Origin of the sequence: Nonomuraea sp. NPDC050478 (assembly GCF_044458265.1) — a bacterium.
Lineage (GTDB): Bacteria > Actinomycetota > Actinomycetes > Streptosporangiales > Streptosporangiaceae > Nonomuraea > Nonomuraea ferruginea.
Map to the genome: position 1 here is coordinate 929,044 of NZ_JBITHT010000003.1, position 22,111 is coordinate 951,154.

Below are 22,111 nucleotides of genomic sequence, written 5' to 3' on the forward strand. Positions count from 1 at the left end.
GAACCTAAGCACGGAGCCCGAGCCCCTGCCCCTGCGTGAGGAGGCCGAGCGCTGTGCCGCGGTCGACGCCGGCCGACGCTGCGTGCTCCCGGCGACTCACCCGGGCGCCCACGTCTACCCGCCCACCGACACGAGCCCGCGATCCTGAGCGCGCGTGCCGGACGGTAGGACACCTACGGACACCTGCACCGCGCCGTCGCGGACGCGCGCCCGGTAGACGGGGACCGCGACCGCGGGCTCGTCCAGGCAGCGCCCCGTGACCAGCGAGAACACCTGCTTGTGCAGCGGCGAGGCGACGGTCGCCTCGCCCTTCCTGGTGCCGACGATCCCGCGTGAGAGCACGTACGCCCCGCTGAACGGGTCGCGGTTGCCCAGCGCGTGCACCGTGCCGTCGTAGGTGCGGAAGAGCGCCACCTGCTCGCCGTCCACCAGCGCGCACACGCCGCGCTCGGGCAGCAGGAGGTCGTAGCCGCAGATGCCGATCCAGTTCATGACATCACCACCGGTTTGATCTGGTCTCGCTCTGTCGCGAAGACGATGGACGGGTCGGGGACCCCTGGTGCGTTGACGAAGCTGACGAACCGGCCGAGCTTGTCCGGGTCCTCCAGCGTGGCCCGCCACTCGTCGGCGTAGGTGGCGACGTGCCGCTCCATGTGCGCGTCGAGGTCGGCGCAGATGCCGAGCGAGTCGTCCATGATCACCGAGCGGAGGTAGCCGAGCCCGCCGTCGAGCGACTCCAGCCACGCGGAGGTGCGCTGCAGCCGGTCGGCGGTGCGGATGTAGAACATCAGGAACCGGTCGATGGTCCTGATCAGCTCCTCGCCGGTCAGGTCGGCGGCGAGCAGGTCGGCGTGGCGGGGCTTGAAGCCGCCGTTGCCGCCCACGTACAGGTTCCAGCCCTGCTCGGTGGCGATGACGCCGAAGTCCTTGGACCTGGCCTCGGCGCACTCGCGGGCGCAGCCGGAGACGGCCGACTTGAGCTTGTGCGGCGAGCGCAGCCCCCGGTAGCGCAGCTCCAGCGCGATGGCCATGCCCACCGAGTCCTGCACCCCGTACCGGCACCAGGCCGAGCCGACGCACGACTTGACCGTGCGCAGCGCCTTGCCGTAGGCGTGGCCGGACTCGAACCCGGCGTCGACGAGCCTGCGCCAGATCTCCGGGAGCTGGTCGACGCGGGCGCCGAACAGGTCGATCCGCTGCCCGCCGGTGATCTTCGTGTAGAGGCCGAAGTCGCGGGCCACCTCGCCGATGACGATGAGCTTGCCGGGGGTGATCTCCCCGCCGGGGATGCGCGGCACGACCGAGTACGTCCCGTTCTTCTGGATGTTGGCGAGGAAGTGGTCGTTGGTGTCCTGCAGGGCGGCGTTCTCGCCCTCCAGCACGTGCCCGTTGTGCAGCGAGGCGAGGATGGAGGCCACGGCGGGCTTGCACACGTCGCAGCCGCGGCCTTCCCCGTGCTCGGCGATGAGCTGGGAGAACGTGCGGATGCCGCGCACCCGTACGATGTCGAACAGCTCCGCCCTGGAGTGGGCGAAGTGCTCGCACAGCCCCTTGCCGGTGTCCACGCCGGCCTTCCCCAGCAGCTGCTTGAGCATCGGCACGCAGCTGCCGCAGGTGGTGCCGGCGCGGGTGCACGCCTTGACGCCGGGCACGTCGGCGCAGCCCTGGTCGTGGATGGCGGCGCGGACGGCGCCGGCGCTGACGTTGTTGCAGGAGCACACCTGCGCGTCGTCGGGCAGGTCGAGCTGGACCCCGCCGCCGGCGAACAGCAGGTCCGCGGGGGGTGCGGGCAGCGGCTTGCCGACGTAGGAGCGCAGCGTGCCGTACGGGGAGGCGTCGCCGACGCAGATGCCGCCGAGCAGGGTGGTGGCGTCGTCGCTGATGAACAGCTTCTTGTAGACGCCGCCCACCGGGTCCATATAGGTGACGTCGAGCGCCCCTTCCATGGCTCCGAACTGGGCCACCTCGACGCCGAGCAGCTTCAGCTTGGTGGACAGGTCGGCGCCGCCGAACGCCGCCCCGCCGCCCGTGATCCGCTCGGCGGCGACCTCGGCCATGGTGAAGCACGGCCCGGCGAGCCCGTACACCATGCCGTCGTGCAGGGCGCACTCGCCGACGGCGTAGATGTGCGGGTCGGAGGTCCGCATGGCGGAGTCGACGACGACGCCGCCGCGCTCCCCCACCGCCAGGCCGCACTCCCTGGCCAGCTCGTCGCGCGGCCTGACCCCGGCGGAGAAGACCACGATCTGGGCCTCGACGAGGGTGCCGTCCGGCGTGCGGAGGCCGGTGACCTTCCCCCGGCCGTCGGTGACGATCTCCTGTACGCCCGAGCCCGCGTGCACGCTCAGCCCGAGCGCCTCGATGTGGCCCTTGAGCACCGCGCCGCCGCCCTCGTCCACCTGGCGGGGCATCAGCCACGGGCTCATCTCCACGATGTGGGTGCGCAGCCCGAGCCCGCGCAGCGCGTCGGCGGCCTCCAGGCCGAGCAGCCCGCCGCCGACCACGACGCCGTCGGTGGCCCCCTCGGCCGCCGCCCTGATCGCGTCCAGGTCGTCGATGGTGCGGTAGACGTGCGCGTGCCCGGCCCCCGGCACCGGCGGCACGAACGGCCTGGACCCGGTGGCGAGCACCAGCACGTCGTACGGCTCCGGCTCGCCGCCCTCGACGGTCACCCGGCGGGCCCGCCGGTCGATGCCGGTGACGCGGCTGTTCAGCCTGGTCACCACGCCGGGCGGCACCGGGTAGGACAGCTCCTCGGCCGAGACGCCGTCCAGGTACGAGGTGAGCGCCACCCGGTCGTAGGCGGGCCTGGGCTCCTCGCCGATGACCGTGATCGTCCCGTCGAAGCCCCGCTCCAGCAGGGCCTCCACGAACCGGTGGGCGGCCGGCCCGTACCCGGCCACGACGATCTTCCTCATGCGGGAACCCCTTCCTGTTCGCACAGCCAGCCGACGATGCCCGCCACGGCGTCACGGCAGGTGCCGCAGCCGGTCGTGGCCCTGGTGGCGGCGGCCACGCCGGCCACGTCCCTGGCGCCCGCCTCCCAGCACGCCCTGATCTGTCCCTTGGTCACGTCGTTGCAGTGGCACACCTTGGCCGCGTCGGGCATCAGCGTCGGGCTGTCGGCCCTCGCCGCCGGCGCCGGCCCGGGGAACAGCAGCCCGGCCCGGTCCCCCGGCAGCGGCCCGCCGCGGTCGTAGAGCTGGGTGAGGGTGCCGACGGCGTCGGTGTCGCCCAGCAGGATTGCGCCGACGAGCCGGTCGTCGCGGATGACGAGCTTGCGGTAGGTGCCCCGGGCCCGGTGGCTGAAGCGCACCACCTCGGCCTGCTCGTCGGTGAGGTGCGTCTCGCCCATCGCGGCCAGCTCGACGCTGCTCGCCTTGAGCCGGGTGACCAGCCGGGAGCCGCGGTAGCGCGACGCGCCGCCGGTGATCACGTCGGCGGCCACGGCGGCCTGTTCCCAGGCGGGCGCGACCAGCCCGTACACGGTGCCGTCGTGCTCGGCGCACTCGCCGATGGCCAGGATGGACGGGTCGTCGGTGCGCAGCTCGTCGTCGACCACGATGCCGCGCCGCACTTCCAGCCCGGCCTCGGCGGCCAGCGCGGTGAGCGGGCGGACGCCGCAGGCGAGCACCACCAGGTCGCCCTCGACCAGCTCGCCGCCGGCCAGCCGGACGCCGCCGTCCTCGACGGCGACGGCGCTGGCGCCGGTCCTGATCGCGACGCCGAGCCCGGCCAGCGTCTCGCCCAGCACCAGGCCCGCCTCGGGGTCGAGCTGCCGTTCCATCAGGTGGCCGGCCAGGTGCAGCAGCGTCACGGGCAGCCCGCGCCCGGCCAGCCCGCGGGCGGCCTCGACGCCGAGCAGCCCGCCGCCGATCACCACCGCGCGGCGGCTGTCGGCGGCGGCCTTGACGATGCGGTCGCAGTCGTCGAGCGTCCGGAACGGGATGGCGCGCCCCACGCCGGGGATGGGCGGCACGATCGCCTCGCTGCCGGTGGCCAGCACGAGCAGGTCGTACGGCGCGCGCCGGCCGTCGGCGGTGTGCACGGCGCGCGACTCGCGGTCGATCCAGGCCACGGCGCTCCCGAGCACCGCCTCCACCCGGTGCGTGTCGTACCAGGACAGGTCGTGCAGGCCGAGCTGCTCGGGCCTGGCCTGCCCGGCGAGCACGTTCGACAGCAGCACCCGGTTGTAGGGGCTGCCCTGCTCGGCCCCGAACACGGTGACCGGCATCCGCGGGTCGCGCGCCCGTACCTCGCTGACCAGGCGCGCGCCCGCCATCCCGTTGCCGACGACGACGAGCCTCATGTGACCCGCTCCACCCGTACGGCGCAGACCTTGAACTCCGGCATCCGGGACGTGGGGTCGAGCGCCGGATTGGTCAGCCGGTTCGCCCCCTCCCAGTGAAACGGCATGAACACGGTGTCGCTCCTGATCGCGTCGCTGATCCTGGCCACGCCCTGTCCCTGGCCGCGCCTGCTGGTGACCCGCACCAGGTCCCCCGCCCCGATGTCCAGCCGCCCGGCCAGATCGGGGTGGAGCTCCACGTACGGTTCGGGCACGGCGGCGGCGAGGGCGGCGATCCTGCGGGTCTGCGCGCCGCTCTGGTAGTGCGCGAGCACGCGGCCCGTGGTGAGGTAGACGGGGTAGTCGTCGTCGATCTCCTCGGCCGGGCCCCGGTGCTCGACCGGCACGAACCTGGCCCGCCCGCCGGGGGTGGCGAACGAGCCGAGGAACGGCCGCGGCGTCCCGGGGTGCCCCGGCGCGGGACACGGCCAGAAAACCCCGACTTCCCGCCCCTGCCCGGTCTCCCCGCCACCTCGAACCCCCGCGCGGTCCCGGACCTCTCCTTCGTCCGGCACGTCCGCGCCACTCCGAACATCCGCGCGGTCCCGGACCTCCCCGCCGCCCGGGACGTCCGCGCCACTCCGAACATCCGCGCGGTCCCCGACCTCCCCGCCGCCCGGCACGCCCGCGCCACTCCGAACATCCGCGCGGTCCCCGACCTCCCCGCCGCCCGGCACGCCCGCGCCACTCCGAACATCCGCGCGGTCCCGGACCTCTCCTCCGTACGGGATGTCTCCCTCATCGCGGGTTTCCCGGGGGTCTTCCGTTTCTCCCGTGATGCGGTCGTACGTGATGCCCGAGTAGTCGGCGGGGCCGCCCGCGCTGGCGCGGCGCAGTTCCTCGAACACCTTGCCCGGCTCGTCGGCGAAGTCGTGGCCGAGCCTGCGGGCCAGCCCGGCGATGACCTCCAGGTCGCTCCGCACCCCGGGCGGCGGCCGGACCGCCTGCCGGCGCAGCAGCACGCGGCCCTCCAGGTTGGTCATGGTGCCCGTCTCCTCGGCCCACTGGGTGACGGGGAACACCACGTCGGCCAGCGCCGCCGTCTCCGACATGACCACGTCGCAGACGACGAGCAGGTCCAGCGACCGGATCCGCTCGGCGACCCGGGCGGAGTCGGGCGCGGACACGACCGGGTTGGAGCCGAACAGCAGCATCGCCTTCGGCCCCGCCGGCGTGCCGAGCGCCTCCAGCAGCTCGAACGCCGACCGCCCAGGACCCGGCAGATCGCCGGGGTCGACGCCCCACACGCCGGCGACGTGCTCGCGGGCCGCCGGGTCGTCGATCCTGCGGTAGCCGGGGAGCTGGTCGGCCTTCTGCCCGTGCTCCCTGCCGCCCTGGCCGTTGCCCTGCCCGGTGAGGCACCCGTACCCGGAGCCGAGCCGTCCGGGCAGGCCCAGCGCGAGCGCCAGGTTGACGAACGCGGTGACGGTGTCGGTGCCCTGGGCGTGCTGCTCGGCGCCGCGCCCGGTGAGCACGTACGCCTTCTTCGCGTACGCGAGCGCGCGCACGGCCTCGCGCATCCGCGGCACCGGCACGCCGGTGATCCGCTCGACGCGCTCCGGCCACCAGGCGGCGAGCGAGGTCCGTACGGCGTCGAACCCGCTCGTGCGCTCCTCGACGTACGCGGCGTCGACCAGGTCCTCGGCGACGGCCAGGTGCAGCAGGCCGAGCGCGAGCGCCAGGTCGGTGCCGGGCGCGGGCCGCAGGTGCAGCCAGGCGAGCCTGGCCGTGGCGGTGCGGCGCGGGTCGACGACGATGAGCCGGGGCCCGTCCAGGTGGCGGACGAACGGCGGCATGGTCTCGGCCGGGTTGGCGCCCGCCAGCAGCACCACGTCGGCCCCGGCCAGGTCGGTGACGGGGAAGGGCATGCCGCGGTCCATGCCGAACGCCCTGATCGAGGCGGCGGCGGCCGACGACATGCAGAAGCGGCCGTTGTAGTCGATCTGGCTGGTGCCGAGGGCGACCCTGGCGAGCTTGCCCAGCAGGTACGCCTTCTCGTTGGTGAGCCCGCCCCCGCCGAACACGGCCACGCCGTCGGGGCCGTGTTCGAGCCTGATGGCGGACAGCCGGTCGGCGACGTGGCCGAGCGCCACGTCCCAGTCCACCGGCCGCCCGTGCAGGAGCGGGCTGGTCAGGCGGGCGCCGTTGGTGAGCAGGTCGGCGGCGGTCCAGCCCTTCTGGCACAGGGCTCCGGCCGCGTTGGCAGGGACGTCGGTCCGCGGCGTGATCGTGATCCCGGACGCGGTGGCGCTGATCGCCATCCCGCACTGCAGCGCGCAGTACGGGCAGTGGGTCTTCACCGGCTCGGCCATCCGGTCAGACCCTCGCGTGGGCGAGGCTGGCCACCCGCGAGACGCCGACGGTGCGCAGGTAGCACCACCAGGTCAGGGCGGCGCAGCTCGCGTAGAAGAGGCCGAAGGCGAGGAACGCGCCCGCCGGGCTGCCGGTGGCGGCGAACGACATGCCGAACGCCCGGTTGATGAGGAAGCCGCCGAGCGCGCCGACGGCGGAGATGATGCCGATGGCCGCGGACGCCTGCCGCTTGCCGTGCAGCAGCGCCGCCTCGTCGTCGCCCTTCTCGGCCACCGCCTTGGCCTGGAAGATCGCGGGGATCATCCGGTAGGTGGAGCCGTTGCCGATGCCGGCGGTCAGGAACAGCGTCTGGAAGGCGAGGAAGAACAGCCAGAAGCTGCCCGATCCGGACGCCGCCCAGACGAGCAGGACGCCGCCGCCCATGGCCGCGAAATTCCACAGCGTGACCGGGGCCCCGCCGAGCCGGTCGGCCAGCCACCCGCCCACCGGCCGGATCAGCGACCCGATCAGCGGCCCGGCGAACGCCACCGCGGCCCACGGCGCGTCCGGGAACAGGCTCGTGCTGAGCAGCGGGAAGGCGGTCGAATAGCCGATGAACGAGCCGAACGTGCCCACGTACAGGAACGACATCACCCACGTCTGGGCCTTGCCGGCCACCGCGAGCTGCTCGCGCGGGCTGGCCTTGGCGCTGGTGAGGTTGTCCATGAAGAACCAGGCGCAGACGGCGGCGACCACGACGAACGGCAGCCAGAACCACCCGGCGGCGGCCAGCCCGAACGCGCCGATCACCAGCGGCATGACGAGCTGCACCGAGCTGACGCCGATGTTGCCGCCGGCGGCGTTCAGCCCGAGCGCGACGCCCTGCTTGCTCCGCGGGTAGAAGTAGGTGATGTTGGCCATGCTGGAGGCGAAGTTGCCGCCGCCCACCCCGGCCGTGGCCGCGATCAGCAGGAACATCCAGTACGGGGTGTCCGGGCTGCTCACCGCGACCCCGAGCAGCACGGCGGGCACGACCAGCAGCAGCGCGCTGACGACGGTGAAGTTGCGTCCGCCGAACCTGGCCGGCCCGAACGTGTACGGCACCCGCAGCACGGAGCCGATCAGGTTCGGCAGCGCGACCAGCCAGAACAGCTGGTCGGTGGTGAACTCGTAGCCGCCCATCCGGGCGGCCACGATGCTCCACAGCGTCCAGACGGTGAAACCGAGATGCTCGGCCAGGATCGAGAAGACCAGGTTGCGCCGGGCGACCTTCCGGCCGGTGGTCCGCCAGAAGGCCGCGTCGTCGGGATGCCACTCGGCGATCCAGCGCGCCATCATTCCTCCTACGTTCTGAGCTGACTCGAACGTAGGAATCCGGGGTTACGCACAGAGGCGGATCGGCGCTGTGCGTTCGTTACGGGTGACTCACCCGGGCAACAGGCGATACACAAGCGTCACGCCGGAAACACGCCGTTAACGAACGCCCCTGAAGAAGGCCCGGATGTCGCGGACCAGCAGCTCCGGCTCCTCCATCGCGGCGAAGTGGCCGCCGGTCTCGAACTCGGTCCAGTGGACCACCTTGTCCGTCCGCTCGGCCAGCCTCCTGATCGGCAGCACGATGTCGTGCGGGAACACCGCGACGCCGAGCGGGGTGGGCGACGACTGCGGCATGGACCAGGCGTGGGAGAACTCCCAGTAGATCTGCGCCGCCGAGTCGGCCGTGTTCGTCAGCCAGTAGAGGCTGACGTTGGTGAGCAGCCGGTCCCGGTCCACCGGCCGGTCGGTCCACTCGCGGAACTTCTCCGCGATCCAGGCGAGCTGTCCCGCCGGCGAGTCGGCCAGCCCGAACCCGAGCGTGTGCGGCCGGCTCGACTGGATCGCCATGTAGCCGCCCATGTCCCCGGTGAACTCCTCCAGCTTGGCGAGCCGCGCCTTGTCGGACTCGCTCACCTCGCCCAGGTCGCCCGACGGGAACGTCATGAGGTAGTTCACGTGGACGCCGATCACATGCTCGGCGTCGGTCAGCCCCAGCTCGCGGGAGATCCCGGATCCCCAGTCGCCGCCCTGCGCCCCGTACCGCTCGTACCCGAGCCTGGCCATCAGCGTGGCCCAGGCGCGGGCGATCCGGCCGAGCGTCCAGCCGGTGCCGCGCAGCGGGGCGGAGGGTCCGAAGCCCGGGACGGACGGGATGACCAGGTGGAAGGCGTCGGCCGGGTCGCCGCCGTGCGCCTCCGGGTCGGTCAGCGGCCCGATCACGTCGAGGAACTCGACGACCGAGCCCGGCCAGCCGTGGGTGAGGATCAGCGGGGTGGCGTCCGGCTCGGGCGAGCGCACGTGCAGGAAGTGGATGTCCTGGCCGTCGATCTCGGTGACGTACTGCGGGTGGGCGTTGAGCTCGGCCTCGTGCGCCCGCCAGTCGTAGCCGGTGGCCCAGTAGTCGGCCAGCTCGCGCAGCTCCGCCACGGTGACGCCGCGCTCGCTGCCGGCGCCCGGGGTCTGTACGGGGTAACGGGTCCGGCTCAGCCGCTCGCGCAGGTCGTCGAGGTCGGCCTGGGGGATGTCGAGGTGGAACTCCCTGATGGTCATAGATGTACCGTCCCAGGGATTGTGGCAAGCTTTTTGCCGCTTTTTCCGGGAAAATCGGCAAATGCTGGAAACCTCCGCGCGGCTGCTGCGTCTGCTGTCGCTCCTGCAGACCCGGCCCGCCTGGACCGGCGCCGAGCTGGCCGAACGCCTCCAGGTCAGCCCTCGGACCGTCCGCTACGACATCGGCAAGCTGCGCGGCCTCGGCTATCCGGTCCACGCCACGCCCGGGGTGGCCGGGGGTTACCGGCTGGGCGCCGGGGCCGAGTTGCCGCCGCTGCTGCTGGACGACGAGGAGGCGGTGGCGGTCGCGGTGGGGCTGCGCACCGCCGGTGCGGTGGAGGGCATCGAGGAGACGTCCCTGCGCGCCCTGGCCAAGCTGGAGCAGGTGCTGCCCGACCGGCTGCGCCGCCGGGTCCGGGCGCTGCACGCGGCCACCGTGTCCCTGGCGCCGGGCGGGCCGGCCGTCCCCGCCGAGACGCTGACCGCCGTCGCCACCGCCTGCCGCGACCGGCACCGGCTGCGGTTCGACTACCGGACGCACGACGGGTCCGTACGAATGCGGGACGTGGAACCGTACCGGCTGGTGCACACCGGGCGGCGGTGGTACCTGATCGGCTGGGACGTGGAGCGGGACGACTGGCGCACCTTCAGGGTGGACCGGATCGCGCTCCGGACACCCGGCGGCCCTCGCTTCACCCCCCGGGAGGCGCCGCCCGCGTCGATGGTGCCTAAGGGGGTCGACACGGCGCTGATGCGGCACCGGGCGCGGGTCACGGTGCACGCCCCCGCCTCCGCCATCGCCCCGCACCTGCCGGAATCGGTGCTCGTCGAGAGCGCCGGCGACCGTACGTGCGTGGTGCACGCAGGAGGCGAGACCCCGATGCGGCTGGCGCTGCACATCCTCGCCCTCGACGCCGATTTCACCGTCGACGACCCCCCTGAGCTGCTGGAAGCTCTGCGCACCCTCTCGGCGCGGGCCGAGGTTACGGCGCTCGGGACAGGGGAACAGCATTCACAGCAAGGGGGGACATCATGATCAAAATGCTCCACAAGATGGGCATCAAGTCAAATCACATGTATCTGGCAGGAATCGGCTCCGTCGGCCTGGCCCTGGCCAGCTGGATGATGTCGAAGAACTACGAAGGCGCGGATCTGGATCGCGCCGACCGCTGGGGGATCTTCATCGGCGAGTGGGCGCCCACGTTCTTCGCCATGGGCGTGGCGCTCCGCATCGAGGAGACGCACCGCGAGCTGGGTGAAGGTCCGGAGGAGATGTACGGCCAGACCGGCCGCCAGCCGGAACGGGTGCACGCGGGCACCGGCATGTGACTTCCGAGAAGGCCCGCAGCCCGCCAGGTCTGCGGGCCTTCTCGCGTCCCGCCCTGGATCCCCGGCTCGTGGTTCAGGTCTGGGAGCTGGCCGCGCCCACGGTCCGGACGACCACTTTCCCGCGGACGCCGCCGGCTTCCAGCGCGCGGTGCGCCCCGGCGATGTCCGCCAGCGGATGGACGGTGTCCACCACCGGCCGGATCGCCCCGCTCTCCACGAGCCGCGTCAGGTCGGCGAAGAGCTCGTGGGTGGGGTTCCCGCTGAAGAACCGTACGCGTCGCGAGCCGTACACGGTGGAGACCAGGATGGAGGCCAGGGACGGGACGAGGCGGCCGAGGTCGAAGCTGATCGTCACCATGCGTCCGCCGGGTGTGAGGAGCCGGCGGTAGGCGCTCAGGGCGGTGCCTGCGGTGTCGAGGATCACGTCGAACCGGCCGAGGTCGCCGGGGCTCGTGGTCGCGTAGTCGACGGCTTCGTCGGCGCCGAGGTCCCGTACGAAGTCGAGGTTGCCCTTCCTGGCCAGCCCCGTGACGTGCGCGCCGTACGCCCGGCCGAGCTGGACGGCGACGCTGCCGACGCCGCCGCTCGCGCCGCGCACCAGCAGCCGCTCCCCCGCCCTGAGCCCGGCCCGGTCGCGCAGCGCGGTGATCGCGGTCGTGCCCACGCCGGGCAGGGAGGCGGCCTCGACCAGGTCCGTCCCGGCGGGCGCGAGGGCCAGGTGGCGCGGGCGGACGACGACGTACTCGGCCGCCGCGGAGCTGATCGCCCGGCCTCCGCCCCACACCCGGTCGCCCACCGCGAGGCCGCGCATGGGCGAGCCCAGGGCGGCGACCTCTCCGGCGAAGTCCATGCCGAGGGTCTTCGGGAAGCCCCGGCTCATCAGGCCGGTCAGCGGGCGGAGCCGCCCGGCGCGGGCCGCAAGTTCGCCCCCGTTGACGCTGCTGGCGTGCACCCGCACCAGCACCTCGCCCGGCCCGGCGACCGGTTTCGGCACCATGGCCTCGTACAGCACTTCCGGGGGCCCGTACCTGTCGTAACGGGCGGCGCGCATCTCGCTCACTGGTCCTCCTCGTGTGTCAGGCCCGACCCTAGGCCGCAACCGGAGGGGGTGCTCCACTTGGCGCTAATGTGAGAAGAGTGCCTGCCCGTTCCTCTCGGATAACGCTGCGCGCCGACGCGCGGCACAACCGCGACCGCATCCTCCAGGCGGCCCGCGAGGCGTTCGCCGCCCGCGGGCTCGACGTGCCGACGGCGGCGATCGCGCGCCGCGCAGGGGTCGGCGTCGCGACCCTCTACCGGCGCTTCCCCACCCGCGAGTCGCTGGTCGCGGAGGTGTTCGCCGACCAGCTCTCCGCCTGCGCCTCGACCGTCGACGACGCCCTGGAGGACCCCGACCCGTGGCGCGCCTTCCGCACGGTCATCGAGACGCTCTGCGCCATGCAGGCCGCCGACCGGGGGTTCACCGCCGCCTTCCTGACCGCGTTCCCCGAGGCCCTGGACTACGAGGACAAACGCGCCCGCGCCGAGCGGGGCTTCGCCGAGCTCACCCGTCGCGCCAAGGCCGCCGGACGGCTGCGTCCCGACTTCGACCTGGCCGACCTCGTGCTGCTGCTCCTGGCCAACAACGGCATCGTCACCGAGTCGTCCGGGGCCGCGGCGGCCGCCTCCCGCCGCTTCGTCGCCTACCAGCTCCAGGCCTTCCAGGCCGACCACGCCGGGCCGCTGCCGCCCCCGCCCCCGCTCGGCCTCGACAGCCTGTACGCCTCGCCGTCCACGGGCCGGTAGCTACGACTTGCCGAACCGCTCCAGGGCGTCGCCGCTGAGCCGGTAGCGGATCCACTCGTCGCAGGGGATGGCTCCGATGGACTTGTAGAAGTTGATCGTTGGTTCGTTCCAGTCGAGCACGGACCATTCGAAGCGCCCGTACCCGCGCTCGATGCAGATCCGGGCCAGCTCGGTCATGAGAGCCTTGCCGTGGCCGCCGCCCCGATGCTGGGGGCGCACGAAGATGTCCTCCAGGTAGAGGCCGTGGGTGCCGGTCCAGGTGGAGAAGCTGAGGAACCACATGGCGAAGCCGACCACCTCGCCGTCGTCGTTCTCGGCCATGTGGGCGAACACCTTGGGCTCGGGGCCGAACAGCGCCTGGCGCAGCTGCTCCTCGGTGGCCTCGACCTCGTCGAGCGACTTCTCGTATGCGGCCAGCTCACGGATCAGCTGGTGGATGGCGGGCACGTCGGCAGGGGTGGCAGAGCGAATCACGCACACAGATTAGGACATATCCACTAGAGCAGCAGATTCAGGATCAGCGTCAGCAGCACCGACAGCACGACCGACACGATGATCATGATCAGGCAGCCCAGCCCGCCGCCGGCCGGCCGGATGTCCCAGTTCCCGAGTCTCATGCCTGACGGCTGCCCCGGATACATCCATCGATGTATCCGAGATCAGCCCATGTGAGGACCTTCTCCCCGCTGGGCGACGGCATCGTGGAAAGGTGACAGGCAACAGGATCGAAGCACTGGACGTGCTCAGGGGCGCGGCGATCGCGGGCACGCTGGGCACGAACATCTGGATCTTCACCAGCCCGGGCGGGCCCGCCGATCTGGCGGGGGCGCTGGGGCAGGCGGGGGCGCTGGAGTCGTTCCTGCGCTTCCTCGCCAACGGCAAGTTCCTGGCGCTGCTGACCCTGCTGTTCGGCGTCGGGCTGGAGCTGCAGTACCGCTCGGCCCGGCGGCGCGGGCTGCGCTGGCCGGGGCGCTACCTGTGGCGGGCGGCGCTGCTGTTCGCCGAGGGGCTGCTGCACTACGTGCTGGTCTTCGAGTACGACGTGCTCATGGGGTACGGGGTGACCGCGATCGTGGTCGCGTACCTGATCGGGCGGAGCGACCGGGTGGTGACCGCCTGGATGGCGGCCGTCGGGTCGCTGTTCGTGCTGTTCGTGGGGCTGGCCACGGCCGCGCTCCTCTACAGCGGAGCCTCCCTGGCCGGATCCTCGCCGGGTTCGCTGTTCACCGAGGGGTCCTACCTGGACCAGGTGGCGTCCCGGATCGAGCTGGCCGGGGTGTACCGGGCGGAGGCGGTGTTCATCGTGCCGCTGGGCGTCGTGCTGTTCCTGCTGGGGGCCCGGCTGCTGCGGGCGGGCGTGTTCGACGGCACCGAGCGCGGCGCGGCGCTGCGGCGCAGGCTCATGGCGATCGGCCTGGGCGCAGGGCTGCCGCTCAACCTGGTCACCACGTTCGCCGGCCCCGGCTGGTTCCTGGTGGACCGGTACCTGCTGCCGCCCCTGGTGGCGCTGGGCCTGCTCGCCCTGATCACCTCGCTGGTGCGCCGGGACGCCGCGCCGGGGCCGCTGCGCCGCGGCCTGTCCAACGTGGGCAGGACCGCGCTGAGCTGCTACGTCTTCCAGAACGTGGTCGCCTCGGCCCTCTGTTACGGCTGGGGGCTCGGGCTGGCCGCCCGGCTCGACTGGCTGCGGCCCTGGTGGGTGCCGGTGGCGTGGCTGGCCATCTGCGCGCTGTTCATGGCCCTGTCCACGCTCTGGCTGCGGCGGTTCAGCCGGGGGCCGATCGAGGCCGCGTGGCAGTGGGCGTACCAGCTGCCGTGGCGGTCGGCGCCGGCCCCCGCGCGCTCCGGGTCCGCCTAGACCATGCGCACCACGTGCAGCAGGTACTCCTTCCGGTTGCGCGGGTCGTGGCCGATGCGGCGGCGGGCCGGCGGCGGCCCCGGCACCCGCTGGTAGCGGTCGAAGGCGGTCTCCAGGACGCCTTCGCCGCGGGTCAGCGACGGCAGCGCCCGCTCCAGCCCGTGCACCAGCGCCGCCGGCACCGTCCCCTCGATCCGGTACGTGTCGCCGTGCGGCCGCGAGCCCGTCGGGACGGCGCGCAGCCGCGACAGCACCGGCAGCACTCCGCCCAGCAGGTCGGCGGGGATCTCCAGGTGGAAGCGGTGCAGCGGCTCGTGCACGCGGGTGCCGGCCTGCTTCAGCGCGTCCATCAGCACCAGCGGCGTCAGGTTGCGGAAGTCGCCGGCGGTGCTGGACATGCTCTTGTCGAAGACGCCGTGGGAGTGGCTCTGCCGCGCCCAGTAGCCGGTGTGGGTGAGGGTGACCGCGCAGTCGATCACCTCCCAGCCGTGCAGTCCCTGCTGGAGCGTCTGCCGCGCCGTCTCCTCGACGGCGCGCATGAACGTGTACGGCATCGACCCCAGCTCGACCGCCAGCCGGAACGTCACCCCCGACCCGATCGGCCCGGGTTCGACGCGCAGCCCGACCGTGCCGAGGAACGGGTTGCCGCCCTGGGCGATGAACTCCGCCGCCGCGCCGGTGCCGGTAGGGCGTTCGACGCAGATCGTGGTGGTCTCCTCGAACGTCACCTCCAGCCCGAACTCCTCGGCCAGCGTCTGCTGGATGACCTCCTTCTGCACCTCCCCGTACAGGGAGACGTAGGTCTCCTGCCGGACGTCGTCCTGCCGCAGGCCGATCAGCGGGTCCTGCTCGGCGAGCTGGGTGAGCGCGGCGTGCAGGGCACCCCGGTCGGCGGCCCGGACGGGCGTGACGACGGTCTCCAGCGACGGCGGCGCGAAGTGGCGGCGCACCCGGCCGCGAGCCGGTCCGACGCGAATGCCGACGCGATCGGCGACACGATCGGCGTGGTGATCGATGACGTGATCGATGACGTGATCGATGACGTGGTCGGCGGCGTGGTCGGCGTGCTGATCGGCGTGCTGATCGGCGTGCTGGTCGCCGATGTAGTCGCCTATGTAGTCGCCGACGCGGATGCCGCCGAGCCCCGACAGCAGGCCGATCCGACCGGCGCCGACCGCGTCCGCGCGGACGGCGGTGCCGCGGTCGAACACCCCGATCGCCGTCACCTTGCCGTGGCCGGGGACGGTGTCGCGGACCCGGAGCGTGCCGGAGAACATGCGGACGTAGGCGAGCCGCTCCCCCGCGGGCCCGCGCTCGACCTTGAACACGGCGCCCGACGGCGGCCCCGACGCGTCGCCTTCGGCGGCGGGCAGCAGGTCGCGGATGCCGTCCATGAGCGCGGGCACGCCCGCCCCGGTGATGGCCGAGCCGAAGAACACCGGATGCGCCAGACCGTCACGCGCCTGCCGGGTGAGCGCCTGGCGCAGCCGCCGGTCCGTGATGGGCCGGTCGTCCACGTACGCGGCGAGCAGGGTCTCGTCGTGGTCGGCGAGCAGCTCGGCCAGGCGCGGGTCGGCGGCGGGGGTGACGGCGGCGGCGCGGGTGCCGAGGCCGGTGACGGCCGACATGGCGACGCCCGACGGGGCCAGCCGGGCCCTGACCGCGTCCAGCACCTCACCGTACGCGGCGCCGCGCCGGTCGATCTTGTTGACGAAGATCAGCGCGGGGATGCCGAGCCGCCGCAGCGTACGCATGAGCACGCGCGTCTGGGCCTGCACGCCCTCGACGGCGGAGACCACCAGAACGGCGCCGTCGAGCACGTCCAGCACGCGCTCGACCTCGGCGATGAAGTCGGGGTGGCCAGGCGTGTCGATGAGGTTGACCGTCACGTCGCCGATGGGGAAGGAGACGACGGCGGATCTGATCGTGATGCCGCGCCGGCGTTCGAGCGCGAGGGTGTCGGTGCGGGTGCTGCCCTGGTCGACGCTGCCGAGCTCGTCGATGACCCCGGCGGCGTGCAGCAGCCGCTCGGTCAGGCTCGTCTTACCGGCGTCGACATGCGCGAGGATCCCGAGGTTGAGTGTTTTCACGGAGCGTCATGTCCTGTGCGTAGAAGGAAGTCTTCAGCTGGGTGGACATGAAAGTCGCTCGCATTTCTGCTCCTCGCTCGCGGGATGCCGTTCCGCCGCTCAGCTCAGCAGACCGGCGCGCGCGATCACAACCGATTTAATTTCGGGAGTTTCACCTCATATCCCGCATTCTGACTCGTACGGAGAAATTTCGTGATATGAAGTGTCATGGAGATCCTGGGAGATCAAGCGCGACAGGGCCCCGGTCAGTGAGCAAGGACCGGGGCCTTTCGCGTGTCGCGATCAGTCGCCGTTGAGCACCGGCGTGATCCACTTCAGCGTGCCGGTGCGCAGCGCCTCTTCCGCCAGGCGCTTGCCGGTGACGGTCCTGAGCGCGGCCAGCGAGCTGTCGATCCACGGCTGCACGTTCTGGTTGCCCTGCTCGCGGTACTCGACCGCCTGGATAAGGCACTCCAGCTTGTCGGCGTCACGCGCGCACACCGCCTCCAGGCTGTCCTTCTCCTCGTACTCCCGGACCGCGCCGCTCACCATCTCCGCCACCTCGCCGGGCAGGCCGCGCGTCTGGTCGGCCGTGACCTCCTCGTTGGAGGCGGGCTTGAGGTAGCGCTTGCCGATGTACGGGATGTCGGTGATGCGGGTCTCCTGCGTGTCATGGAAGAGACTCATGAACGCGGCCCGTTCCGGGTTGCCGCCCTCCAGCTTGGCGATCATCCCGGCGATGACGGCGGTGCGGAAGGAGTGGTCGGCGATGCTCTCCGGATCGCGCACCCCGGCCACCAGCCAGCCGGTGCGTTTGTAGCGTTTGAGCAGCCCGAACTCGTACAGCAGCCCCGCCACTCCCGCGAGTTCGCCAGTCACGGAGATTCCCCCTCAACCTCGGTCCGGCTCGTGAGCCGAGCGTAGACGACGCGTGCCCGTCCCGGCGTGACGCGAAACCTCGCGGCGGGGCGGCGGCGGCGCGGTAGGCGGCGGCTCCCGGTTGTCCCCGGTTTCCGTCATGATCGTGCCGGGGCGCGGTTCACCGAGGAGGGCCCGGGTAGCGGCCAATCATGTCCACTGGCATGTCAGCGCGGCTGCTCGCCTGCGCCGCCGCACTGGTCCTGGCGTCGACCGGCTGTTCCAGCTCGGTCGACCCGAACGACCCCGCCCGCCTGAACCGCCCGCAGAACGACGGGGCGAACGGCGACGTGCAGGGGGTGCACGTACGCGACGCGTTCCTGCTCGGCGAGATGTCCACCGCGTCACCCGCCGCGTCACCCGCGGGCCAGCAGGCCCTGTACGCGGTGCTGATCAGCAACCGCGACCGGCCCGACCTGCTGGAGCGGGTCACCGTGGAGGGCGGCGGGACCGTCCGGCTGGTGGGGCCGGTCGAACTGCGCCCCTACGAGGCCGCCACCCGGCCCGACCAGCCCATCGGCATGGCCAGCGGCATCCTCGGCAACTACGTGCCGATGACGTTCACGTTCCGCGACGCGGGCGCGGTGCGGATGGCGGTGCCCGTGATGGCGCGGCAGGGCAGGTTCTCCGGCCTGCCGTCGTCGCCGGCCGGCACGCCGACGCCCACGTCGACCCCGACGCCCAAGCGGTCCGGCCCGACGCCGAAGCCGACCGTCCCGCCGGAGCACGCCACCCGCGAGCCGGGCTGATCAGGCTCGCCCGCCCTACCATCGGTGAGGACCCCGTACCGTAACGAGAGAGACCAAATGATCTTCATCACCGCGAAGTTCCGCGTCCGGCCCGAGTCCGCCGACCGGTTCGCCGAGGTCACCGCCGAGTTCACCCGGGCCACCCGCGCCGAGCCCGGCTGCCTGTGGTTCGACTGGTCGCGCAGCCTGGACGACCCGAACGAGTACGTGCTGGTGGAGGCGTTCAAGGACGCCGACGCGGGCGCCGCGCACGTCCAGTCGGACCATTTCAGGAAGGCCCAGCAGGACCTGCCGCCGCACCTGGCCGAGACGCCGCGGATCGTCAACACCACGATCCCGCAGGACGACTGGTCGCTGCTGGGCGAGATGGCGGTCGACTGACCCGGCGCGGGGCCGGCGGCTCGCCCGCCGGCCCCGCGAGGGTCAGGACTTGGCCGCGTCGCGCAGCGCCCGCACGTCGATCTTGCTCATGCCCATCATCGCCTGCGCCACCTTCCCCGCGACCTCGGGGTCGGGGTGGCTCAGCAGCTCGGGCAGCTCCCTGGGGATGATCTGCCAGGACAGGCCGTAGCGGTCCTTCAGCCACCCGCACCGACCTTCCTCGCCGCCCTCGGTGAGCCTGCCCCACAGCTCGTCGACCTCCTCCTGCGACTCGCAGTCGACGAGCAGCGAGATCGCCTCGTTGAAGGTGTGGGCCGGGCCGCCGTTGAGCGCCAGGTAGCGCTGCCCCGCCAGCTCGAACGTGACCATCATCGCCCCGCCGTCCGGCCCCGGCTGGATCCCCACCACCCGGGAGCCGGCGAAGAGCGAGGTGTAGAAGGTGGCGGCCTCCTCGGCCTGGTGGTCGAACCAGAGGTAGGTGGTGATCTTCTGCATGACAGCGTCCTTTCAGGGTGCCGTTCGTCGTCTCACCGACGCGTCGAACGCCTCCGCGCCGGATCGACACGGCCGCCAGAAGTTTTTCCGGCCCGGGACGCTCACACCGGCAGCACCGCCCGCACCCGGAACCCGCCCTCCGGGACCGGCCCCGCGGCGAGCGTCCCGCCGAACATCGCCACCCGCTCGCGCATCCCGACCAGCCCGTAGCCGCTCTCGCCCGGCCGGGGCGGCGGGCCGGACGGCCCCCTGTCCACCACCTCCAGCGTGAGCTCGCGCGGCCGGTAACCGACCGTCACCGTCACGTCGGCCGGCCCGGCGTGCTTGAGCGTGTTCGTCAGCGCCTCCTGCAGGATCCGGTAGGCCGACAGGTCCAGCGCGGGCGGCAGCGGCACCGGTTCGCCGTAGATCTCCGTCTTCACCGTCAGGCCGGCGGCGCGTACCTGGTCCACCAGTTCGTCCAGCCGGTCGAGCCCCGCGATCGGCACGGTCCCGTCGCTCTCGGGCCCGCGCAGCAGGTTGAGCATGAGCCGCAGCTCCTCCACCGCCTCCCGGCCGGTCGCCTCGACGGTGGCCAGGATCTCCCGCTCGGGCGCCCGCTCCTGCCCCAGCATCAGCCGGACCCCGCCGGTGCGCATGGTCATCACGCTCACGCTGTGGACCACGATGTCGTGCAGCTCGCGGGCGATGCGGGCGCGCTCGGCGGAGACGGCCTCGCGGGCGAGCAGCTCGCCGCGCTCCGCCGCCCGCACGGCCAGCGCCCGGTAGCGGCGCACCGCGATGCCCGCGCCGGCCGCGACGGTGGTCATGACCACGGCCACCGCGACGTCGCCCCACCCGGGCGCGTTCGAGGACGCGGCCAGCATCGCCGCCACGAAGACGCCGGTCATCGCCAGCCCCGTCACCGCCCGCCGGTCACGCGGGCGCACCTCGCTCAGCAGCGTGAACAGCAGGAGCAGCTGCGTGTAGTACTGCCACGCCGCCGCCACGTCGGCGACCAGCAGGAACCCGGCGACGTTCGCGATCGTGTACGCGGACAGCACCCCGAACGGCGCCCGCCTGCGGAACAGCACGAGCACCGCCGCGGCGACCCCGGCGGCGATCCACCACGCCGCCTCCTGCCGGTCGGGGGCGGCGGTGCGCTCGCCGATCTCTTCGGCTACCGCGAACAGCCCGACGACGCCCGCCACGAGCCAGTCGACCGGGGAGGGGATACGCGGCGCCATGCCGGAAGTATGACCTGTGACCGGACCGGATCACGTGCCGGGTGGGCAACGGTCGTCCGGTTTCCGGTCCGTGCGGTTCCCCGTATCTGGGACAACCCGAACACCTGTCCGTCACGGGCGCCTGCCTCGTCCTGGCGCGGCCCGGAACGCCTGCGGGCGGACGCCGCGCTGAACGCGGCGCCCGCCCGGGCTGGAGAGTTGGTGCTCCGTCAGCGATGATCCGCTACGCGCTGTGGACGAGGGACGGGCAGCTGGCCGGCAGGGAGTTGCCGCCCGCGACCGCGCACGCCGTCTGCTGCATGTTCCTGTACGGCAGGAAGAACTGCTGGGCCGGCGAGAAACCGAGGAGCGACGCCAGCGAGAGCCGGCCGTCCTCGCTCAGCTGGTGGGCACTCCGGCCGTCCAGCTTCTGGCCATCCACGTCCTGACCTTCGACGTCCTGAGCCTCGACGTCCTGGGCCTCGGCGTCCTGACCTTCGACGTCCTGAGCCTCGGCGTCCTGGCCCTCGACGTCCTGACCCTCAGCGTCCTGGCCCTCGACGTCCTGACCCTCAGCGTCCTGACCCTCAGCGTCCTGACCCTCAGCGTCCTGACCCTCAGCGTCCTGACCCTCGACGTCCTGACCCTCAGCGTCCTGACCCTCCACGTCCTGACCCTCGACGTCCTGACCCTCAGCGTCAGGACCCTCCACGTCCTGACCCTCAGCGTCCTGACCCTCGACGTTCAGGTCCTCAGCGTCCTGACCTTCCACGTCCTGAGCCTCAGCGTCCTGGCCCTCGACGTTCAGGTCCTCAGCGTCCTGACCCTCCACATCCTGAGCCTCGACGTCCTGACCCTCAGCGTCAGGACCCTCAGCGTCAGGGCCCTCGGCGTACAGGCCCTCCATGGTCTGGCCGAACGCGTTCTGGCCGAAGGCGTTCTGGCTGTCCGCGTTCAACTGGTCCACGGTGGCCAGCCATGGGGTGAAGAGCGCACCGTAGCTGGGGAGGATCACCGACACGTAGTTGTTGGTGGCCTGCGCGTTGTTGGCGCTCCGGTCCTCGGGCCGGGCGGCCCTCTCGGCCTCGTTCTCGGCCTGGGTCCCCACCGGCTCGGCGTCGCTGGGCTCCGGCTGGTCCTGCGGGTCAGCGACCTCGGCGATCATCGGCTCGCGGTCCGCGGGTCCCTGACGGTCCCAGGAGTCCTCGTGGTCCGGCCCGTCCTCGCGGCTCCAGGCGTCCTCGTACTCCGGCTCGTCCTCACGGCCCCACGAGTCGTCGTACTCAGGCTCGTCCTCACGGCCCCACGACTCGTCGTACTCGGGCTCGTCCTCGCGGTTCGCGGCTTCCTCGTAGTTCGGCTCGTCGTCGCGGCTCCAGGCGTCCTCGTACTCGGGCTCGTCCTCACGGTTCCAGGAGATCTCGTGCTCCGGCCCGTCCTCGCGGCTCCAGGCGTCCCTGTACTCCGGCCCGTCCTCACGGTTCCAGGAGATCTCGTGCTCCGGCCCGTCCTCACGGCTCCAGGCGTCCCTGTACTCCGGCCCGTCCTCACGGTTCCAGGAGATCTCGCGCTCCGGCCCGTCCTCACGGCTCCAGGCGTCCCTGTACTCCGGCCCGTCCTCGCGGTTCCGCGACTCGTGGTCGGCCGGCCCGTCCTCACGGTACGAGGCTTCCTCGTACTCCGGCCCGTCCTCACGGCCCCAGGCGTCCTCGTACTCCGGCGCGTCCTCGTGGCCCCAGGATTCGTGGTGGGCCGGCTCGTCCTCGCGGTATTCCGCTTCCTCGTAGCCAGGCTCGTCCTCGCGGTATTCCGCTTCCTCGTAGCCAGGCTCGTCCTCGCGGTATTCGGCCTCCTCGTAGCCAGGCTCGTCCTCTTGGTTCCAGGAATGCGGGTGGTGCGCCGACTCGTGGGCTTCCTCGCGGTGCCGGGTGTCCTCGTAGTTCGGGGAGTCCTCGCGGTGCCCGGCGTCCTCGTGGTCGCGGGATTCCCAGGCCTCCTCGGCCGAGTCGTCCTCGTGCCACTGGTCGTTGCGCTGGTCGGACATGGTGCTGTTGGGGCCCGGCCAGTCGGCCGTGCCTGCGTACGCGGGTCCCGTC

The 22,111-nt window shown here is 72.3% G+C and carries 19 protein-coding genes; 6 read left to right on the plus strand and 13 right to left on the minus strand.

Features of this window, described 5'->3' with window-relative positions; all coding sequences use genetic code 11:
* Positions 1 to 114 precede the first annotated feature (114 nt).
* From nirD to ACIBF7_RS18605, 6 genes are all read right to left on the minus strand, one after another.
* Entirely contained in the window at positions 115 to 492 is a 378-nt protein-coding gene (gene nirD, locus ACIBF7_RS18580) for a nitrite reductase small subunit NirD (RefSeq protein ID WP_364230111.1), read from the minus strand.
* The gene (nirB, locus tag ACIBF7_RS18585; protein ID WP_397197663.1) at positions 489 to 2,918 is read right to left on the minus strand and encodes a nitrite reductase large subunit NirB; all 2,430 of its coding nucleotides are present in this window, start codon (positions 2,916 to 2,918) and stop codon (positions 489 to 491) included. The genes nirD and nirB overlap by 4 nt, the downstream gene beginning before the upstream one ends.
* Positions 2,915 to 4,309 carry an FAD-dependent oxidoreductase gene (locus ACIBF7_RS18590; RefSeq protein ID WP_271277875.1) on the minus strand — a complete coding sequence of 465 codons (1,395 nt, stop codon included), beginning with the start codon at positions 4,307 to 4,309 and terminating at the stop codon, positions 2,915 to 2,917. Before ACIBF7_RS18590 ends, nirB begins: the two co-directional genes overlap by 4 nt.
* On the minus strand, positions 4,306 to 6,660 hold the full coding sequence (locus ACIBF7_RS18595) for a molybdopterin oxidoreductase family protein (protein WP_397197664.1): 2,355 nt from the start codon (positions 6,658 to 6,660) through the stop codon (positions 4,306 to 4,308). The genes ACIBF7_RS18590 and ACIBF7_RS18595 overlap by 4 nt, the downstream gene beginning before the upstream one ends.
* 4 nt (positions 6,661 to 6,664) lie before the next feature.
* The gene (locus tag ACIBF7_RS18600) at positions 6,665 to 7,978 is read right to left on the minus strand and encodes an MFS transporter (RefSeq protein WP_271277873.1); all 1,314 of its coding nucleotides are present in this window, start codon (positions 7,976 to 7,978) and stop codon (positions 6,665 to 6,667) included.
* Positions 7,979 to 8,113: 135 nt separating this feature from the next.
* Positions 8,114 to 9,226: an epoxide hydrolase family protein gene (locus tag ACIBF7_RS18605; RefSeq protein ID WP_271277872.1), complete on the minus strand. Its 1,113-nt coding sequence runs from the start codon at positions 9,224 to 9,226 to the stop codon at positions 8,114 to 8,116.
* 61 nt (positions 9,227 to 9,287) lie between these two features.
* Here ACIBF7_RS18605 and ACIBF7_RS18610 point away from each other — a divergent pair, with 61 nt between their 5' ends.
* Positions 9,288 to 10,262: a helix-turn-helix transcriptional regulator gene (locus ACIBF7_RS18610; protein ID WP_397197665.1), complete on the plus strand. Its 975-nt coding sequence runs from the start codon at positions 9,288 to 9,290 to the stop codon at positions 10,260 to 10,262.
* Entirely contained in the window at positions 10,259 to 10,555 is a 297-nt protein-coding gene (locus ACIBF7_RS18615; RefSeq protein WP_148030229.1) for a hypothetical protein, read from the plus strand. The genes ACIBF7_RS18610 and ACIBF7_RS18615 overlap by 4 nt, the downstream gene beginning before the upstream one ends.
* Positions 10,556 to 10,628: 73 nt before the next feature.
* On the opposite strand, the gene ACIBF7_RS18620 is transcribed toward ACIBF7_RS18615, so the two are convergent.
* On the minus strand, positions 10,629 to 11,606 hold the full coding sequence (locus ACIBF7_RS18620; RefSeq protein WP_271277881.1) for an NAD(P)-dependent alcohol dehydrogenase: 978 nt from the start codon (positions 11,604 to 11,606) through the stop codon (positions 10,629 to 10,631).
* 86 nt (positions 11,607 to 11,692) lie between these two features.
* Here ACIBF7_RS18620 and ACIBF7_RS18625 point away from each other — a divergent pair, with 86 nt between their 5' ends.
* The gene (locus ACIBF7_RS18625) at positions 11,693 to 12,340 is read left to right on the plus strand and encodes a TetR/AcrR family transcriptional regulator (protein ID WP_271277869.1); all 648 of its coding nucleotides are present in this window, start codon (positions 11,693 to 11,695) and stop codon (positions 12,338 to 12,340) included.
* Here the strand turns inward: ACIBF7_RS18625 and ACIBF7_RS18630 are convergent, their stop codons facing one another.
* Positions 12,341 to 12,814: a GNAT family N-acetyltransferase gene (locus ACIBF7_RS18630; RefSeq protein WP_271277868.1), complete on the minus strand. Its 474-nt coding sequence runs from the start codon at positions 12,812 to 12,814 to the stop codon at positions 12,341 to 12,343.
* A 235-nt stretch (positions 12,815 to 13,049) separates the two neighbouring features.
* Between ACIBF7_RS18630 and ACIBF7_RS18635 the strand changes: the two genes are divergently transcribed.
* Positions 13,050 to 14,198 (plus strand): DUF418 domain-containing protein, encoded by a 1,149-nt coding sequence (locus ACIBF7_RS18635; protein ID WP_148030227.1) that lies wholly within the window; start codon positions 13,050 to 13,052, stop codon positions 14,196 to 14,198.
* Here ACIBF7_RS18635 and ACIBF7_RS18640 read toward each other — a convergent pair.
* Both ACIBF7_RS18640 and ACIBF7_RS18645 read right to left on the minus strand, forming a co-directional pair.
* Entirely contained in the window at positions 14,195 to 16,288 is a 2,094-nt protein-coding gene (locus ACIBF7_RS18640) for a GTP-binding protein (RefSeq protein ID WP_397197666.1), read from the minus strand. The genes ACIBF7_RS18635 and ACIBF7_RS18640 overlap by 4 nt on opposite strands.
* 282 nt (positions 16,289 to 16,570) lie before the next feature.
* Entirely contained in the window at positions 16,571 to 17,146 is a 576-nt protein-coding gene (locus ACIBF7_RS18645; protein WP_148030226.1) for an HD family hydrolase, read from the minus strand.
* A gap of 203 nt (positions 17,147 to 17,349) precedes the next feature.
* Between ACIBF7_RS18645 and ACIBF7_RS18650 the strand changes: the two genes are divergently transcribed.
* Together ACIBF7_RS18650 and ACIBF7_RS18655 are read left to right on the plus strand one after the other, a co-directional pair.
* Positions 17,350 to 17,934: a hypothetical protein gene (locus ACIBF7_RS18650; RefSeq protein ID WP_397197667.1), complete on the plus strand. Its 585-nt coding sequence runs from the start codon at positions 17,350 to 17,352 to the stop codon at positions 17,932 to 17,934.
* Positions 17,935 to 17,991: 57 nt separating this feature from the next.
* A complete protein-coding gene (locus ACIBF7_RS18655) occupies positions 17,992 to 18,315 on the plus strand; it encodes a putative quinol monooxygenase (RefSeq protein WP_148030224.1) in 324 nt (107 codons plus the stop codon).
* 42 nt (positions 18,316 to 18,357) lie between these two features.
* Here ACIBF7_RS18655 and ACIBF7_RS18660 read toward each other — a convergent pair whose 3' ends face one another.
* From ACIBF7_RS18660 to ACIBF7_RS18670, 3 genes are all read right to left on the minus strand, one after another.
* Positions 18,358 to 18,810: a VOC family protein gene (locus ACIBF7_RS18660; RefSeq protein ID WP_148030223.1), complete on the minus strand. Its 453-nt coding sequence runs from the start codon at positions 18,808 to 18,810 to the stop codon at positions 18,358 to 18,360.
* Positions 18,811 to 18,911: 101 nt separating this feature from the next.
* Positions 18,912 to 20,036, minus strand: coding sequence for a sensor histidine kinase (locus tag ACIBF7_RS18665; RefSeq protein ID WP_397197668.1), 1,125 nt, complete (start codon positions 20,034 to 20,036; stop codon positions 18,912 to 18,914).
* A 223-nt stretch (positions 20,037 to 20,259) separates the two neighbouring features.
* The gene (locus ACIBF7_RS18670; protein ID WP_397197669.1) at positions 20,260 to 22,059 is read right to left on the minus strand and encodes a hypothetical protein; all 1,800 of its coding nucleotides are present in this window, start codon (positions 22,057 to 22,059) and stop codon (positions 20,260 to 20,262) included.
* Between the last annotated feature and the right edge of the window lie 52 nt (positions 22,060 to 22,111).

Excerpts from the sequence above, each read along its gene's own strand:
- ACIBF7_RS18655 (WP_148030224.1), top strand. The coding sequence starts at position 17,992 with ATGATCTTCATCACCGCGAAGTTCCGCGTCCGGCCCGAGTCCGCCGAC.
- ACIBF7_RS18665 (WP_397197668.1), bottom strand. The coding sequence starts at position 20,036 with ATGGCGCCGCGTATCCCCTCCCCGGTCGACTGGCTCGTGGCGGGCGTC.
- nirB (WP_397197663.1), bottom strand. The coding sequence starts at position 2,918 with ATGAGGAAGATCGTCGTGGCCGGGTACGGGCCGGCCGCCCACCGGTTC.
- ACIBF7_RS18600 (WP_271277873.1), bottom strand. The coding sequence starts at position 7,978 with ATGATGGCGCGCTGGATCGCCGAGTGGCATCCCGACGACGCGGCCTTC.
- ACIBF7_RS18590 (WP_271277875.1), bottom strand. The coding sequence starts at position 4,309 with ATGAGGCTCGTCGTCGTCGGCAACGGGATGGCGGGCGCGCGCCTGGTC.
- ACIBF7_RS18610 (WP_397197665.1), top strand. The coding sequence starts at position 9,288 with ATGCTGGAAACCTCCGCGCGGCTGCTGCGTCTGCTGTCGCTCCTGCAG.
- ACIBF7_RS18650 (WP_397197667.1), top strand. The coding sequence starts at position 17,350 with ATGTCAGCGCGGCTGCTCGCCTGCGCCGCCGCACTGGTCCTGGCGTCG.
- ACIBF7_RS18670 (WP_397197669.1), bottom strand. The coding sequence starts at position 22,059 with ATGTCCGACCAGCGCAACGACCAGTGGCACGAGGACGACTCGGCCGAG.
- ACIBF7_RS18660 (WP_148030223.1), bottom strand. The coding sequence starts at position 18,810 with ATGCAGAAGATCACCACCTACCTCTGGTTCGACCACCAGGCCGAGGAG.
- ACIBF7_RS18615 (WP_148030229.1), top strand. The coding sequence starts at position 10,259 with ATGATCAAAATGCTCCACAAGATGGGCATCAAGTCAAATCACATGTAT.
- nirD (WP_364230111.1), bottom strand. The coding sequence starts at position 492 with ATGAACTGGATCGGCATCTGCGGCTACGACCTCCTGCTGCCCGAGCGC.
- ACIBF7_RS18605 (WP_271277872.1), bottom strand. The coding sequence starts at position 9,226 with ATGACCATCAGGGAGTTCCACCTCGACATCCCCCAGGCCGACCTCGAC.
- ACIBF7_RS18595 (WP_397197664.1), bottom strand. The coding sequence starts at position 6,660 with ATGGCCGAGCCGGTGAAGACCCACTGCCCGTACTGCGCGCTGCAGTGC.
- ACIBF7_RS18620 (WP_271277881.1), bottom strand. The coding sequence starts at position 11,606 with ATGCGCGCCGCCCGTTACGACAGGTACGGGCCCCCGGAAGTGCTGTAC.